General features: G+C 61.7%; 14 protein-coding genes. 10 read left to right on the top strand and 4 right to left on the bottom strand.

The annotated features are described in order from the left end of the window. Together HX899_RS15675 and HX899_RS15670 are read left to right on the top strand one after the other, a co-directional pair. Positions 1–530 (top strand): electron transfer flavoprotein subunit alpha/FixB family protein (locus HX899_RS15675; protein WP_181292788.1); only part of this gene is annotated, 530 nt, incomplete at its 5' end. A 148-nt stretch (positions 531–678) separates the two neighbouring features. Next, the gene (locus tag HX899_RS15670) at positions 679–1,560 is read left to right on the top strand and encodes a 3-hydroxybutyryl-CoA dehydrogenase (RefSeq protein WP_012759170.1); all 882 of its coding nucleotides are present in this window, start codon (positions 679–681) and stop codon (positions 1,558–1,560) included. Between the two features lie 40 nt (positions 1,561–1,600). Here HX899_RS15670 and tlpA read toward each other — a convergent pair whose 3' ends face one another. Further along, positions 1,601–2,263 (bottom strand): thiol:disulfide interchange protein TlpA, encoded by a 663-nt coding sequence (gene tlpA, locus HX899_RS15665; RefSeq protein ID WP_130665178.1) that lies wholly within the window; start codon positions 2,261–2,263, stop codon positions 1,601–1,603. Between the two features lie 40 nt (positions 2,264–2,303). Here tlpA and argH point away from each other — a divergent pair, with 40 nt between their 5' ends. From argH to HX899_RS15645, 4 genes are all read left to right on the top strand, one after another. Continuing rightward, complete coding sequence (gene argH, locus HX899_RS15660) at positions 2,304–3,707, top strand: argininosuccinate lyase (protein WP_181292787.1); 1,404 nt, start codon at positions 2,304–2,306, stop codon at positions 3,705–3,707. Between the two features lie 134 nt (positions 3,708–3,841). Then, entirely contained in the window at positions 3,842–4,054 is a 213-nt protein-coding gene (locus HX899_RS15655; RefSeq protein ID WP_017995323.1) for an LPS translocon maturation chaperone LptM, read from the top strand. An 11-nt stretch (positions 4,055–4,065) separates the two neighbouring features. Further along, positions 4,066–5,334: a diaminopimelate decarboxylase gene (lysA, locus tag HX899_RS15650; RefSeq protein WP_181292786.1), complete on the top strand. Its 1,269-nt coding sequence runs from the start codon at positions 4,066–4,068 to the stop codon at positions 5,332–5,334. A 402-nt stretch (positions 5,335–5,736) separates the two neighbouring features. Beyond that, on the top strand, positions 5,737–8,388 hold the full coding sequence (locus tag HX899_RS15645; protein WP_181292785.1) for a TIGR02302 family protein: 2,652 nt from the start codon (positions 5,737–5,739) through the stop codon (positions 8,386–8,388). Positions 8,389–8,533: 145 nt separating this feature from the next. On the opposite strand, the gene HX899_RS15640 is transcribed toward HX899_RS15645, so the two are convergent. The 3 genes from HX899_RS15640 to HX899_RS15630 all read right to left on the bottom strand — a co-directional run bounded on the left by HX899_RS15640 (position 8,534) and on the right by HX899_RS15630 (position 10,336). Continuing rightward, entirely contained in the window at positions 8,534–8,893 is a 360-nt protein-coding gene (locus HX899_RS15640; RefSeq protein WP_018495840.1) for a response regulator, read from the bottom strand. Positions 8,894–9,009: 116 nt separating this feature from the next. Then, on the bottom strand, positions 9,010–9,552 hold the full coding sequence (hpt, locus tag HX899_RS15635; RefSeq protein WP_003543314.1) for a hypoxanthine phosphoribosyltransferase: 543 nt from the start codon (positions 9,550–9,552) through the stop codon (positions 9,010–9,012). Between the two features lie 127 nt (positions 9,553–9,679). Further along, positions 9,680–10,336 carry a hypothetical protein gene (locus HX899_RS15630; protein WP_138389556.1) on the bottom strand — a complete coding sequence of 219 codons (657 nt, stop codon included), beginning with the start codon at positions 10,334–10,336 and terminating at the stop codon, positions 9,680–9,682. Between the two features lie 206 nt (positions 10,337–10,542). On the opposite strand from HX899_RS15630, the gene ftsE reads away from it, so the two are divergent. The 4 genes from ftsE (at position 10,543) to HX899_RS15610 (ending at position 13,979) form a co-directional block, all read left to right on the top strand. Continuing rightward, positions 10,543–11,202: a cell division ATP-binding protein FtsE gene (gene ftsE, locus HX899_RS15625; RefSeq protein WP_003543317.1), complete on the top strand. Its 660-nt coding sequence runs from the start codon at positions 10,543–10,545 to the stop codon at positions 11,200–11,202. Further along, positions 11,195–12,208: an ABC transporter permease gene (locus HX899_RS15620; protein ID WP_181292784.1), complete on the top strand. Its 1,014-nt coding sequence runs from the start codon at positions 11,195–11,197 to the stop codon at positions 12,206–12,208. The genes ftsE and HX899_RS15620 overlap by 8 nt, the downstream gene beginning before the upstream one ends. 73 nt (positions 12,209–12,281) lie before the next feature. Then, positions 12,282–12,992, top strand: a complete 711-nt coding sequence (locus tag HX899_RS15615) for a YdcF family protein (protein ID WP_138331697.1) — start codon at positions 12,282–12,284, stop codon at positions 12,990–12,992. A 189-nt stretch (positions 12,993–13,181) separates the two neighbouring features. Further along, positions 13,182–13,979, top strand: coding sequence for a 1-acyl-sn-glycerol-3-phosphate acyltransferase (locus tag HX899_RS15610; protein ID WP_138331698.1), 798 nt, complete (start codon positions 13,182–13,184; stop codon positions 13,977–13,979).

The following is a 13,979-nucleotide window of genomic DNA, read 5'->3' as shown; positions in this document are numbered from 1 at the left end:
AGACGGTACAGGCGAGCGATGCCAAGAAGGTCATCACCGTGCGCACCGCATCCTTTGCCTCCGCACCGGAAGGTGGTTCGGCGACCGTCGAGGCAATCTCGGCGGTTTCCGATCCGGGGCTTTCGACCTTCGTCAAGGACGCGCTGTCGGCCTCCGACCGTCCGGAACTGACCTCTGCCAAGATCATCATCTCCGGCGGCCGCGCACTCGGCTCGGCGGAGAAGTTCAAGGAAGTTATCCTGCCGCTTGCCGACAAGCTCGGTGCTGCCGTCGGCGCATCCAGAGCCGCCGTCGATGCCGGCTATGCGCCGAACGACTGGCAGGTCGGCCAGACCGGCAAGGTGGTGGCGCCGCAGCTCTACATTGCCTGCGGCATTTCAGGCGCCATCCAGCATCTGGCCGGCATGAAGGATTCGAAGGTCATCGTCGCCATCAACAAGGACGAGGAGGCGCCGATCTTCCAGGTCGCCGACTACGGATTGGTCGCCGATCTCTTCGACGCCCTGCCGGAATTGCAAAAGGCGCTCTGACCGCGTCAAATGCTTTTCTTTCGCACTTGCGAATGACTGGAAAATTATCTTTTATCGGGCTACTACTGCTGCCGGGCGATCCTTCGTCCGGCAGCATTGCTAGAAAAATGCGGCGGCGCGGGGGCGAATGCCGTGCGGGGGTTTGGAGATGAATGCGGTGTTGAAGAATATTGGTATTATCGGTGCCGGCCAGATGGGCTGCGGCATCGCGCATGTTTCGGCCGCCGCAGGTTACAGGGTTCACATTTACGATCTCTCGCAGGACCGCATCGAATCCGGTCTTGCCACCATCAACGGCAACCTGGCCCGCCTGGTGACGAACGGCAAGATGACCGAAGAGGAGCGCAAGTCGACCTTGTCGCTCATCACAGGCTCGTCCGATGTCAATGATCTCGCCCCCTCCGATCTCGTCATCGAGGCCGCCACCGAGGATGAAACGGTCAAGCGCAAGATCTATACCCAGGTCTGTCCGGTCCTGAAGCCGGAAGCACTGCTTGCCACCAACACCTCTTCCCTGTCCATCACCCGGCTTGCTGCCGCCACCGACCGCCCCGAGCGCTTCATGGGCATACATTTCATGAACCCAGTGCCGGTGATGAAGCTGGTTGAACTGGTGCGCGGCATCGCCACCGACGAGAAGACCTTTTCCGCCGCCAAGCAATTCGTCGGCACGCTGGAAAAGACCATCACCGTCGCCGAGGATTTCCCGGCCTTCATCGTCAACCGCATCCTGCTGCCGATGATCAACGAAGCGATCTACACGCTCTATGAGGGCGTCGGCACGGTCGACGCCATCGATACGGCGATGAAGCTCGGCGCCAACCATCCGATGGGACCGCTGCAGCTTGCCGATTTCATCGGCCTCGACACCTGCCTCTCGATCATGCAGGTGCTGCATGACGGCCTGGCGGACTCGAAATATCGTCCCTGCCCGCTGCTGGTGAAATATGTCGAAGCCGGCTGGCTCGGACGCAAGTCCGGCCGCGGCTTCTATGACTATCGCGGTGAAGTGCCGGTCCCGACGCGGTAAACTTCTGCTGCTCGAAGCATCCTCATCAGCGCCCGCGGCGCTACGACCCGATCGCGCCCTTGATCAGCGCCTTGGCATCCTCGCTGTCCCAGGCAGCCGGCCCGTTCATTGCTGAAATCAGGCATCCCTTGTCATCGATCAACAGCGTCACCGGCAGCCCCATGGCGAGGCCCTCTTTCTTCAGATTGTTGAACACCGAAATCGTATTGTCGCGATAGAGCTGCAGCGCATCGACGCCGATCTCCGCAAGGAAGGTCTTCGGCTTCTCGTCGTCGCCGCTATCGATATTGACCGGCACGACCTGGAACCTGTCGCTGCCCATCTCCTTCTCAAGCGCGTTCAGCGCCGGCATCTCCTCGCGGCACGGAACGCACCATGTCGCCCAGAGATTGAGAAGCACGGTCTTGCCGGCGAAATGATCGAGCGTCAGCGGCTTGCCATCCGGCCCGTTGAAGGAGACCGCGGTCAGCTTGCGCGGCTCGTAGGCGGCGACCATCGCGGCCACCTGTCCCTTCATCAGTGGTGTGACGCTGGCGACGCGATCCTTGGCAAGCTTGCATTCGGCTGACGCCGTTTCGCCGCCGCCATTGCCAATCCCCGTCTCCTTCACGTATACCGCTGCCGCACCGGCAACGACACCCGCAACGGCGGCCATCGCGATCCATTTCAGGGATGGCAGCCCGAGGGGTTTTCTTGTCGTCATTTCATTCTCCTGGACATGCATCCTCAAGGCGGACACCTTCATGGCCGACGACACCACGGACACCAAATCCTCCAACCAGATGTGGGGCGGTCGCTTCGCCTCCGGCCCGGACGCGATCATGGAGGAGATAAATGCCTCGATCGGTTTCGACAAGAAGCTATTCGCGCAGGATATCCGCGGTTCGATTGCCCATGCGACAATGCTCGCCCATCAGGGGATCATTTCCGCCGAAGATAAGGACAAGATCGTTCACGGGCTAAACACGATCCTGTCAGAGATCGAAAGCGGCAATTTCGAATTCTCGCGTCAGCTCGAAGATATCCATATGAATGTCGAAGCACGCCTGGCGACATTGATCGGACCGGCGGCCGGCCGGTTGCACACCGCCCGGTCGCGCAATGATCAGGTGGCGCTCGACTTCCGTCTCTGGGTGAAGGAAGAGCTGCAGAAGACCGAGCAGATGCTGACCGGCCTGATCGCGGCTTTCCTCGACCGCGCCGAAGAACATGCCGAAAGCGTCATGCCGGGCTTCACCCATCTGCAGGCAGCCCAGCCCGTTACCTTCGGCCATCACTGCATGGCCTATGTCGAAATGTTCGGCCGCGATCGCTCGCGTGTGCGCCACGCTATCGAGCATCTGGATGAAAGCCCGATCGGTGCCGCCGCACTTGCCGGCACCGGCTATCCGATCGACCGCCACATGACGGCCAAGGCGCTCGGTTTCCGCGAGCCGACCCGCAACTCCATCGATACGGTCTCCGACCGCGATTTCGCCATCGAATTCCTGTCGATCGCGGCGATTGCGGGCATGCATCTGTCGCGTCTGGCGGAAGAGATCGTCATATGGTCGACCCCGCAATTCGGTTTCGTGCGTCTCTCCGACGCCTTCTCGACCGGCTCGTCGATCATGCCGCAGAAGAAGAACCCGGATGCGGCCGAACTGGTGCGCGCCAAGACCGGCCGCATCAACGGCTCGCTGGTGGCGCTGTTGACGATCATGAAGGGCCTGCCGCTCGCCTATTCCAAGGACATGCAGGAAGACAAGGAACAGGTCTTCGACGCCGCCGAGAGTCTGGAACTGGCAATTGCCGCCATGACCGGCATGGTGCGCGATATGACCGTCAATACCGCGCGCATGAAGGCGGCGGCCGGCTCCGGCTATTCGACGGCGACCGATCTTGCCGACTGGCTGGTACGTGAAGCGGGCCTTCCCTTCCGCGACGCCCATCACGTCACTGGCCGCGCCGTCGCACTCGCCGAAAGCAAAGGCTGCGACCTTGCCGAGCTGCCGCTCTCCGATCTGCAGGCGATCCATCCCGACATCACCGACAAGGTCTACGACGTGCTGACCGTCGAGGCCTCGGTCGCCAGTCGCAAGAGCTTCGGCGGCACCGCGCCGTCCGAAGTGCGCAGGCAGATCGCCTTCTGGCGCGCCCGCAACTAAGAGATACCAGGCGTGGCGAAAAACCGCCGCGCCCTTCCTGCGGGGCGCGCAAAGACCGCCAACAATCAGGGTGCACAAGGCGGATAAACTTCGCTATGAAGATGTCCATTATTCGATATGAATGATGCCATCACATGCCGCAGAAGAGGATATCCATGAAGAGCTTGCCGCACCTCGTCCGCCTGACGGCGGTTCTCGCCGTCATCGGCCTTGCCGTTGCCGGATGCGGGCGCAAGGGCGACCTCGATCCGCCGAGCGCTGCGGCAACCAAGGAAGGCGACGTTTCCAAGCCGACGAAACGGCCGGGAACCGTCGACAAGCCCTTCCTTCTCGATCCCCTTCTTTAAGGCATAAACCCGTGAACCATTTCGAGTACCGCGACGGCGTCCTTCATGCGGAGAACGTCCCCGTTCCCGAGATCGCCAAGGCGGTCGGCACCCCTTTCTACGTCTACTCCACCGCAACGCTGGAGCGCCATTACCGCGTCTTTTCGGAAGCCTTCGCCGACATGGACTCCATGGTCTGCTATGCGATGAAGGCGAATTCGAACCAGGCGGTGCTGAAGACGCTGGGCCGCCTCGGCGCCGGCATCGACGTCGTCTCGGAGGGAGAGCTGCGCCGCGCGCTTGCCGCCGACATCCCGGCAAATCGCATCATGTTCTCAGGTGTCGGCAAGACCCCATCCGAGATGGATTTCGCTCTCGAAGCCGGCATTTACTGTTTCAACGTCGAATCCGAGCCTGAACTCGAGATCCTCAATCAGCGCGCCGTCAGCGCGGGCAAGAAAGCGCCGGTCTCCTTCCGCATCAACCCTGATGTCGATGCAAAGACGCATTCCAAGATCTCGACCGGCAAGAAGGAAAACAAGTTCGGCATCTCCTGGGAGCGCGCCCGCGCCATCTATGCCCATGCCGCCAAGCTGCCGGGCATCGAGGTCACCGGCATCGACATGCATATCGGCAGCCAGATCACCGAATTGCAGCCCTTCGACGACGCCTTCAAGCTACTGCACGACCTTGTCGCGACGCTGCGCGCCGACGGCCACACCATCCACCACGTCGATATCGGCGGCGGCCTCGGCATTCCCTACAAGGACGACAACAATCCGCCGCCGCTGCCGGATGCCTATGCGGCAATCGTCAAGAACCAGTTGCGCGGCCTGGACTGCAAGATCATCACCGAACCCGGCCGCCTGATCGTTGGCAATGCCGGCATCCTCGTGACTGAGGTCCTCTATGTGAAGGACGGCGGCGAAAAGACCTTCGTCATCGTCGACGGCGCGATGAACGATCTCATCCGCCCGACGCTCTACGAAGCCTATCACGAGATTCGCCCGGTAACGATTTCGGCGGCAAACGCGCCGCGCATCCGCGCCGACGTGGTCGGTCCCGTCTGCGAGACCGGCGACTATCTGGCGCTCGACCGCGAGATGGCGATGCCGAAGCCCGGCGACCTGATGGCCGTCAGCAGCGCCGGCGCCTATGGCGCGGTCCAGGCCGGCACCTATAACAGCCGCCTGCTGGTGCCCGAAGTTCTGGTCAGGGGCAGCGATTTCCACACGATTCGACCGCGCAGAACCTATGCCGAACTGATCAGCCTCGACTCCGTTCCGGTCTGGCTCGACTAGTGCATGATGCCGAAAAGTGTGAGCGGTTTTCGGACGACATCATGCTCTAACTATATAATGTAGAACAGGATTCACATTTTAGGCCGACCCGGCCTAAAATCATCCTGTTCTAGCGCATCGGCCCGAAAATCGGAATCGATTTTCGGGCAAAAGTGGGCAGCGATTTTGCGACTACGACATGCGTAAAACAAAGATTTAAAGCGCGCGAAGCAATCTGAAAGATCGCGACGCGCTTTAAGTAGCCATCACTTTTTGGCGAATAAACGTGAAAAGCCGGTATTGCCGGCCGCTCGCCCTCGCCTTCGCCACAAAGAGTGTTATCCTTTCGTTCATGAGCGTATTGCCCTGCAATCGCCGGAAGCGCCCTCTGTTCCAGAACGCCAGATCGCGGAGACCGGACCGATGACAAGCCCCTCGCTGCAGAAGAAAGGCGCATTTGCCTATCGTCCCTCGCTTGCCCGGCTGGTGACGACGAAACGACTGCTGGCGCGAATCGTGCTCTTTTTCGAGCAACTGCTGCCGCCTTTGATGCCGGTACTGTCCGTCATCGCCTTTTATCTCTCTGCCTCCTGGTTCGGCCTCTTCCGCAGCGTGCCGGACTGGCTGCGCATCCTGCTGCTGATTGCCTTTGCCGCCGCTTTTCTGGTTTCACTCCTCCCCTTCCGCACCCTGCGCTGGCCGAAAGTCGCGGAAGCCGACCGCATGCTGGAAGAGCGCAACGGCCTGCCGCACCAGCCGGTCACCGTCCAGGAAGACGAGCCGGCCTTCGATACGCCCTTCGGCCGGGCGCTCTGGCGCGAGCACCAGACGCGCATGGCCGAAAAGATCGCGGCACTCGATGCCGGACTGCCGCGGCCTGATATTGCCACGCATGACCGTTTCGCGTTGCGCGCCGTCCCGGCGCTGCTGCTCGTCACGGCCTTCGGTTATTCGCTGTCGATCAACGGCGGCTCGATCCGCGACGCGTTGCAGGCAGCACCCGAGCAGGTGGTCAGCGATCCGGCGGTGCGCATCGACGCCTGGGTGACGCCGCCTTCCTATACCGGCCGCGCCCCGATCTATCTGACCGCCGATGGCAGCGAGCAGGCGCCGATCGGCATTCCGCAGTTTTCAGGCCTCACTGTGCGCGTCAGCGGCGGAAAGACGGCCGAAAAGGTCGTGTTCCGCAAGGCGAACGGCGAGGCGCAGGATATCGCCGTGCAGGCCGATACCAAGCCGCAGCAGACGGCGGCATCAGCCAGCGAGCAGCCGACGGCGGCACCCACCAGCCAGGCTCTCGTCGCGCAGACGCATATGATGAAGCTTCAGGAGAATGGTGCACTCGAGGTCAATGGCCGCCGCTGGAGCTTCGACGTTCTCCCCGACAAGGCGCCTGAGATTGCCTTCGACGGTTTGCCGAAGCCCAGCGTCAACGGCGCGCTCGAAATCGGTTTCACCGTCAAGGACGATTACGGCGTCCAGGAGGCGCATGCGGAGATCGTTCCTCTGGAAAACGATCCGACGGCAACGCCGCTCTATCCGCTGCCGGAGTACCGGCTGGATGTCCCCCGCCGCAACGCCCGCGACGCCAAGGGCGTGACCAGCCGGAACCTGACCGAACATCCGCTCGCCGGCAAGCGCGTGCGCATCACCCTCGTCGCCAAGGATGCCGCCGGCCAGACCGGCCGCAGCCCGCCGCATGAGATGGTGCTGCCGTCGCGGCCCTTCAACGAGCCGCTTGCCGCGGCCGTCGCCGAGGAGCGGCAGGTTTTCGCGCTCGATACGCGCAAGATGCCGCAGGCGATCGCCCTGAACGAGGCGCTGACCATCCGCCCCGAGGAGACGATCCCCAAGCTCACCAACTATCTGCTGCTCGAATCCGCTTTGACGCGCATGAAGCTCGCAAAGGGCGAGGATGCGCTGAAGGATACGGCCCAATATCTCTGGGAGATCGCCCTCGGCATGGAGGACGGCGATCTCTCGCTTGCCGAGCGCAAGCTGCGCGAAGCCCAGCAGAAGCTTGCCGACGCGCTGGACCGCAACGCTCCCGACGCGGAGATCAAGAAGCTGATGGACGAGCTGCGCAAGGCGATGCAGGACTATATGACCGAGCTTGCAGAGCGCATGCAGAACGCGCCGATGCAACCGAACCAGAATGCGCAGAATATCCTGCGCCAGCAGGATCTGGAACGGATGATGGACCAGATCGAGAATCTCGCCCGCTCCGGCAATCGTGACGCGGCCCAGCAGATGCTGTCGGAATTGCAGCGGATGATGAACAACCTGCAGGCGGGCCGCCCGCAGCGCGGTCAGCAGGGCCAGGAAAACAGCGAAGCCCGCAAACAGATCGACAAGCTCGGCGAGATCCTGCGCGACCAGCAGAAGCTGATGGAACAGACCTTCCGGCTCGACCAGCAGCTCAGGGACCGCATGCAGCGCGGCGAGCCTGACGTGGGCGAAAACGATCCGCTGCTCGACGAGATGAATCCCGGAGAGAACGGCGAGCCACGGGACCAGCAGCAGGGCCAGCAAGGCAAGGAAGGTGAGCAGCCCTCCGACCAGATGACGGCCGAGCAGCTGCGGGAGGCGCTGAAACAGCTGCGCGCCCAGCAGGATGCGCTCGGCAAGCAGCTCGGCGAATTGCAGAAGAGCCTCGGCGAGATGGGCATGAAGCCCGGCCCGGGCTTCGGCCAGGCGCAGCGTGAGATGGAAGGCGCCGGCCGTGAACTCGGCCAGGGCCGCGGCCAGCCGGCCGTCGAGGGCCAGGGCCGCGCGCTCGAAGCACTTCGCCAGGGCGCCCGCGACATGATGAACCAGATGATGCAGGCGCAGCAGGGCCAACAAGGTCAAGGTCCGAACGGCCAGGTTGGCCAGGGCGACCAGAACGGCCGCGACCCGCTCGGCCGGCCACGCCGGACCCAGGGACCTGAATTCGGCGATAACGTGAAGGTGCCTGACGAAATCGACGTTCAGCGGGCGCGAGAAATCCTTGACGCGATCCGCGAAAAGCTTGGCAACAATCCGCCGCAGGAAATGGAACGGCGCTATCTCGAGCGGCTGCTGGACATCCAGTAGGTCCTACTCCACCACATAATGGATCGCAGTCGCTCTAACAGAATGATTTTAGGCCGGATCGGCCTAAAATCTAAATCCGGATATCAATCGAGGAAGGTGAGCACCATCTCGTCCGACGACCGCTCACACCTTTCGGCATTAAGCCCTAGGCGACGAGCGCCCGGGCAACAGCCTTGCGGATATCGGGAAGCGCGAATGGTTTGGCAACGACATCGATGATCTTTTCGGCAAGATCGTCGGCTCGTTCGCGCTGTTCGGCATAACCGGTCATCAGCAGGATTTTCAAACTGGGAAAAGCGTCTTTTGCCTGATGGGCGAGTTCAATGCCGTCCATCACGGGCATGCGAATATCTGAAAGCAGCAGATCGTAGACCCCGTCCTTGAGCTTCTCCAAGCCCTCGGCCCCATCGGCCGCCTCATCGGTCTCGTGGCCATCAAGCCGCAGGGCCCGGGCCACGAAGGACCGCAGGGAGTCCTCGTCTTCCGTAATCAGAATTCTTGCCATATGTGCATCGCTCCGTATCAGCCCCGCGACGGAAATCACCAGACTTTCCTTTTCGATCGGTAAAGATGGTGAAGCGATGGACGAGATGGTTAACAACCCGTCTTGAAGGCAACAGCTCAGGCGTCCCCGGTAACCACGCCGACGAAGGGCAGTTCGCGAAAGGCATAGGCGACATCCATGCCGTAGCCGACGACAAAATAGTCGGGGCATTCGAAGCCGACATAGTCGGCCTCCAGCTTTTCCTTGCGCTTGACGCGCTTGTCGAGCAGCACGGCGATCGTGACGTTGCGCGCGCCACGTTCGAACAGCAGCTCCTTGGCAAAGAGCAGCGTCCGGCCGGATTCGAGGATATCGTCGATCAGCAGGACGTCGCGGCCATGCACGTCGCTGTCGATATCCTTGACGATGCGCACGCCCTGAGAAACCGTGCCGATGCCGTAACTCGACAGGGTGATGAACTCGACCTCCGGGGCAAGCCCGCTATCATGCAGGGCACGGATCAGGTCGGCGGCGAAGATGAAGGAGCCCTTGAGCACGGCGATGACCAGCAGGTCCTTGGTCGGGCCGCTGGCGATCTCCCGCGCCATCGAATGATTGCGCTCGGCGATCTGCTCGGCGGTGAAGAGCGGCTCGATGTTTTTTCCGCGCACGACAGGCATAAGGGCTTGCTCCATGAAAAGAAGGGTAAGCCGTTAGCACATATGCGAGCCTGAAACAGCCTCGCCGGCTATGAAATTAACGCGATTGGCGCGACCTGCGACGCGAAAATCGGCAATCCATGTCCTGTTACGTCTGCGGCAGGAAGGAAAGCCGGACCTCCGGCATTTTTCCGCCGGCATGCTGGACGCGCGCCGAGAAGCCCCGGCTCTGGCCGCCATAGATCACATCGGCTGGCGGGTTGATGACGATGCTTGCGGTCAACCGTTCGTCGGTCACGAGATCGGCACGGATCGGATGCACCGTCTGCGTCGTGCCGCTCTCGTTTTCGATGATGCCGTTGATGACGAGCACGCGCATGCCGTTCGCATCACGCGGCGTCACCGTGACATGGGTGAAATGCAGCGATGCGCCGGAAGTGGCTCGCTCGCCGGAAAGGCCGGAAAAACCACCCGCAAGCCCGAAGACGAGCACGACGAGCGCCAGCACCAGCGCTGCGAAGCTCCGCATCGACGCGCGCTGCAGCCAGGATTCCACGGTCTGCAGAACGGAAGCAGCCATTGCCGGCATGAACGGCGGCGGTGCGGCGTTTGCGGCAGCCATACGTTTGCGGTTGTCGTTATAGGTCCTTGCATTGAATTCCCTGGGCCGAACTTTGCCGAGGGTGACGAATTCGGCGTCGGAGATATCGGCAGGACGCGCCGAGCGGTACCGACGGTTGGTGGGTTCCGGCGGCAGGAAATCATAGGCCTGGCCCGTCCGGCGACTGAAGGAGGATGCTTCCATGGTGGCTGCCTCGCAGATGTCCACATGGTTTCGCTGCCAGGGGAAATCTTGGCATTGAAACGAATCCTGCTCAGTCGTAAATTTTAATGGTTAATGCTTCGCAAAGATCGCCATCAAACGGGCGTCTTTCCAGCAAAATTTACCGGCTGTTAACGGTGTTGGTTAACAAGTCGTGCGGTGAAACCCACAACAGACTGAGCTGCCCGTTGATCCACTTCGAGAATGTCGGTTTGCGTTATGGCATGGGCCCGGAAATCCTCCGGGACCTGACCTTTGACATTCCGAAGAAATCCTTTCAGTTCCTGACTGGTCCATCGGGCGCCGGCAAGACGTCGTTGCTGCGGATGCTTTTCATGTCGCTGCAGCCGACGCGCGGCTTGATCCGCATGTTCGGGCGCGACATTTCCGAAATCCCCCGCCCCGAACTGCCGCTTCTGCGCCGCCGCGTCGGCATCGTCTTCCAGGATTTCCGCCTCCTCGACCACCTCACCACCTATGAGAATGTCGCTTTGCCCTTACGGGTGCGCGGCAAGGATGAGAGCTCCTACAAGACCGACGTCCTGGAACTTTTGAAATGGGTCGGCCTCGGCGAACGCATCAACGTGCTGCCGCCCGTACTCTCCGGCGGCGAGAAGCAGCGCGCCGCAATCGCCCGGGCGCTGATGGATCGGCCGGAAGTGCTGCTGGCCGACGAACCCACAGGCAATGTCGACCCGCCGATGGCAAAGCGCCTACTCAACCTTTTCCTCGAGCTGAACCGCCTCGGCACGGCAGTCGTGATCGCCACGCATGACCTGGCGCTGATGGAGCAGGTGGAAGCCCGCCGCATGATCCTCTCAGAGGGGCATCTCGATATTTATGACTGAGCCCCCGTCCAGAAACCCCGAGAAGGCGTCTGCCAAGACCCAGCAGAAGCGGCCGGAATTGCGCGTGCGTCCGACCGCGCCTATCCTGCCGCCTTCCAACATCCAGGGCAGCGCCTTGATGGTGGTGATATCAATCATGGCCTTTCTCGCCTGCCTGACGCTCGGCGGCGTCAGCATGGTGCGCTCGACGGCGGCCAGCTGGGAGAGCCAGATCTCGCGCGAGATCACCATCCAGATCAAGCCGGACGACAATCTCGACATGGAAAAGGCGCTGGCCCAGGCGCGCGACCTGGCGCTGACCTTCGTCGGCACCAAGAGCGGCCAGATCGTCGACGAGGCGGCGACCGCTCGCCTGCTCGAACCCTGGCTCGGCCCCGGTCTCGATCTCAAGGATCTGCCCGTTCCCCGTCTCGTCATCATCACCATCGACGAGAGTAATCCGCCGGATTTCGATTCGATGCGGGCGCTGCTCAAGGACAGTATCCCGCAGGCCACCCTCGACGATCACCGCACCTGGGTCGACCGGCTGGTATCCATGGCGCACACGACTGTCATGATCGGCACCGGCATCCTGCTCCTGGTTTTCACGGCGATGGTGCTGACCGTCGTCTTCGCCACGCGCGGCGCGCTGTCGGGCAACCGTCACGTCGTCGAAGTGCTGCATTTCGTCGGCGCCGAAAGCTCCTTCGTCGCCACCGAATTCCAAAAGCATTTCCTGAAGATCAGCCTCAAGGGCTCGGCGATCGGCAGCGCGCTTGCCGCTCTCTTCTTCGCCACCGCCGGTTTCTGGCAGAGCCGCACCCTCGCCACCCCCGAAACGGACCAGGCGACCGCGCTCTTCGGCACCTTCTCCGTCGGCGTGCTCGGTTATGCCGGCATCTTCGCAACGATGATCGTCATCGCGCTGCTCACCACCTTCACCGCCCGGCTCACCGTCATGCGGACGATCTACGAAATCGATACGCTACGCTCGGACCCGACACGCACGGACGGCATCGGAAGTTGATCGTGACCGTGCCGTTTTGCCATGAAAGCGTCTGTTCCGCGCCGCAATCAGCGTATAATCACGATTCATGACGATGGGACACACGACACCCAACCCGATTCATCAGGACCCGGAGCTTGATCGCCCGGCGGGTCTGCCGCCGCGGCGTGGGCCGATCCGCCGCCTGCTGCGCTGGGGCGGCTTTGGCTGCCTGCTGGTAATCGCCCTGGTGTTCGGCGGCTTTCTGCGTTTTGCCGATTCGGTGACGACACTCAGGCCGCCGGCCGAGCCTAAAGCGGATGCCATTGTGGTATTGACGGGTGGTTACCAGCGCATCGACCAGGCCGTGGAGCTGCTGCAGAAGGGTGCCGGCAAGCGCCTGCTCATTTCCGGCGCCCACCCGACGACGACACCGGCACAGATCCGCAAGATGACGCAGGGTTCGGCCGATCTCTTCTCCTGCTGTGTCGATATCGGCTACGATGCGATCGACACGATCGGCAATGCCGAGGAAGCTTCGAACTGGATCCACGCCAAGGGATACCGCAGCGTTCTGATCGTCACCAACAACTACCACATGCCGCGAAGCCTCGCCGAGCTCTCCTATGTCGATCCCGACATCGAGTTCATCGCTTATCCCGTGGTCAACTCGGATTTGAAGAGCCGCAACTGGTTCACCGACCCGAATGCGATGCGCGTCATGCTGGCCGAATATGTGAAAGTGCTGCTGACTGGCGCCCGCAACATCACCGGCTTCGGCCGCCACACTGGCTTGCGCTCGGCAAGTGCGTCCGGCCAAGAATAGAGCGCCGCGCTTCGATAGGACGCGCAAGGACGGTCCATCCCTTTGAAAGTCGCGCATAATCCCTTGCGAAAATCGATTCCGACTTTCGGGGTCATGCGCTAGGCTTTTAGTTCAAGGCGTCATCAAATGCTTTTTATGGCGGGCAATATCGTGTAGGCCGGTCGCGTGAGCATGCCTCGGGAAAGTTTCATGATCGCCCTGCGTTCCGTTCTCTTCAACACGATCTTCTACGCCAACCTCATCATCCGGATGATTGTGCTCTCGCCCTACTATTTCGTGGTGCCGCGCAAGATCGCCTATGCGATCCCGAAGAACTGGGCGCGCTCCAACCACTGGCTGATGCGGGTGATCGTCGGCACCACCTTCGAGATCGAGGGCCTGGAGAACCTGCCTGACGGCAGTTACATCCTGGCGCCGAAGCATCAGTCCTTCTGGGATACCTACGCACTGCTGCCCTGGCTGAAGGATCCGGTTTATATCCTGAAGCGCGAACTGATGTGGATTCCGCTCTTCGGCTGGTATGCGAAGAAACAGCGCATGATCCCGGTCGATCGCGGCGCCCGCGGCAAGGTGATGGTGGAAGTGCTGAAACGCACGAAGGAAGAGCTTTCGACCGGCCGCCAGCTCATCATCTATCCGGAGGGCACCCGCCGCCCGCCGGGCGCAGAACCGCTCTATAAATACGGCATCGCCCGCATGTACCGCGATCTTAACCTCCCCGTCGTGCCGGTCGCCATGCATCCCGGCCTCTTCTGGCCGCGACGGAGCATTCGTCGTTATCCCGGCCATTTCAAGGTGAGGATCCTGCCGCCGATCATGCCGGGAATGGATCCGGACGCCTTTTTTACCCATCTGATCGAGGTATCGGAGCGGGCAAGCGACGAGCTTCTGCTCGAAACCGTCGAGCGAAATCCGCATCTGCCGCTCCCGCCGACGGCGGTCGAAAGGCTGGTCGAGTTGCGCAAGCTGAACGCGGCAACTGGCTGA

Source organism: Rhizobium sp. WYCCWR 11146, assembly GCF_013591995.1.
In the GTDB taxonomy this organism is placed as follows: Bacteria; Pseudomonadota; Alphaproteobacteria; order Rhizobiales; family Rhizobiaceae; genus Rhizobium; species Rhizobium indicum.
The sequence above is the reverse complement of the archived record's forward strand: the minus strand, read 5'-3'. Positions and strand labels throughout refer to the sequence as shown.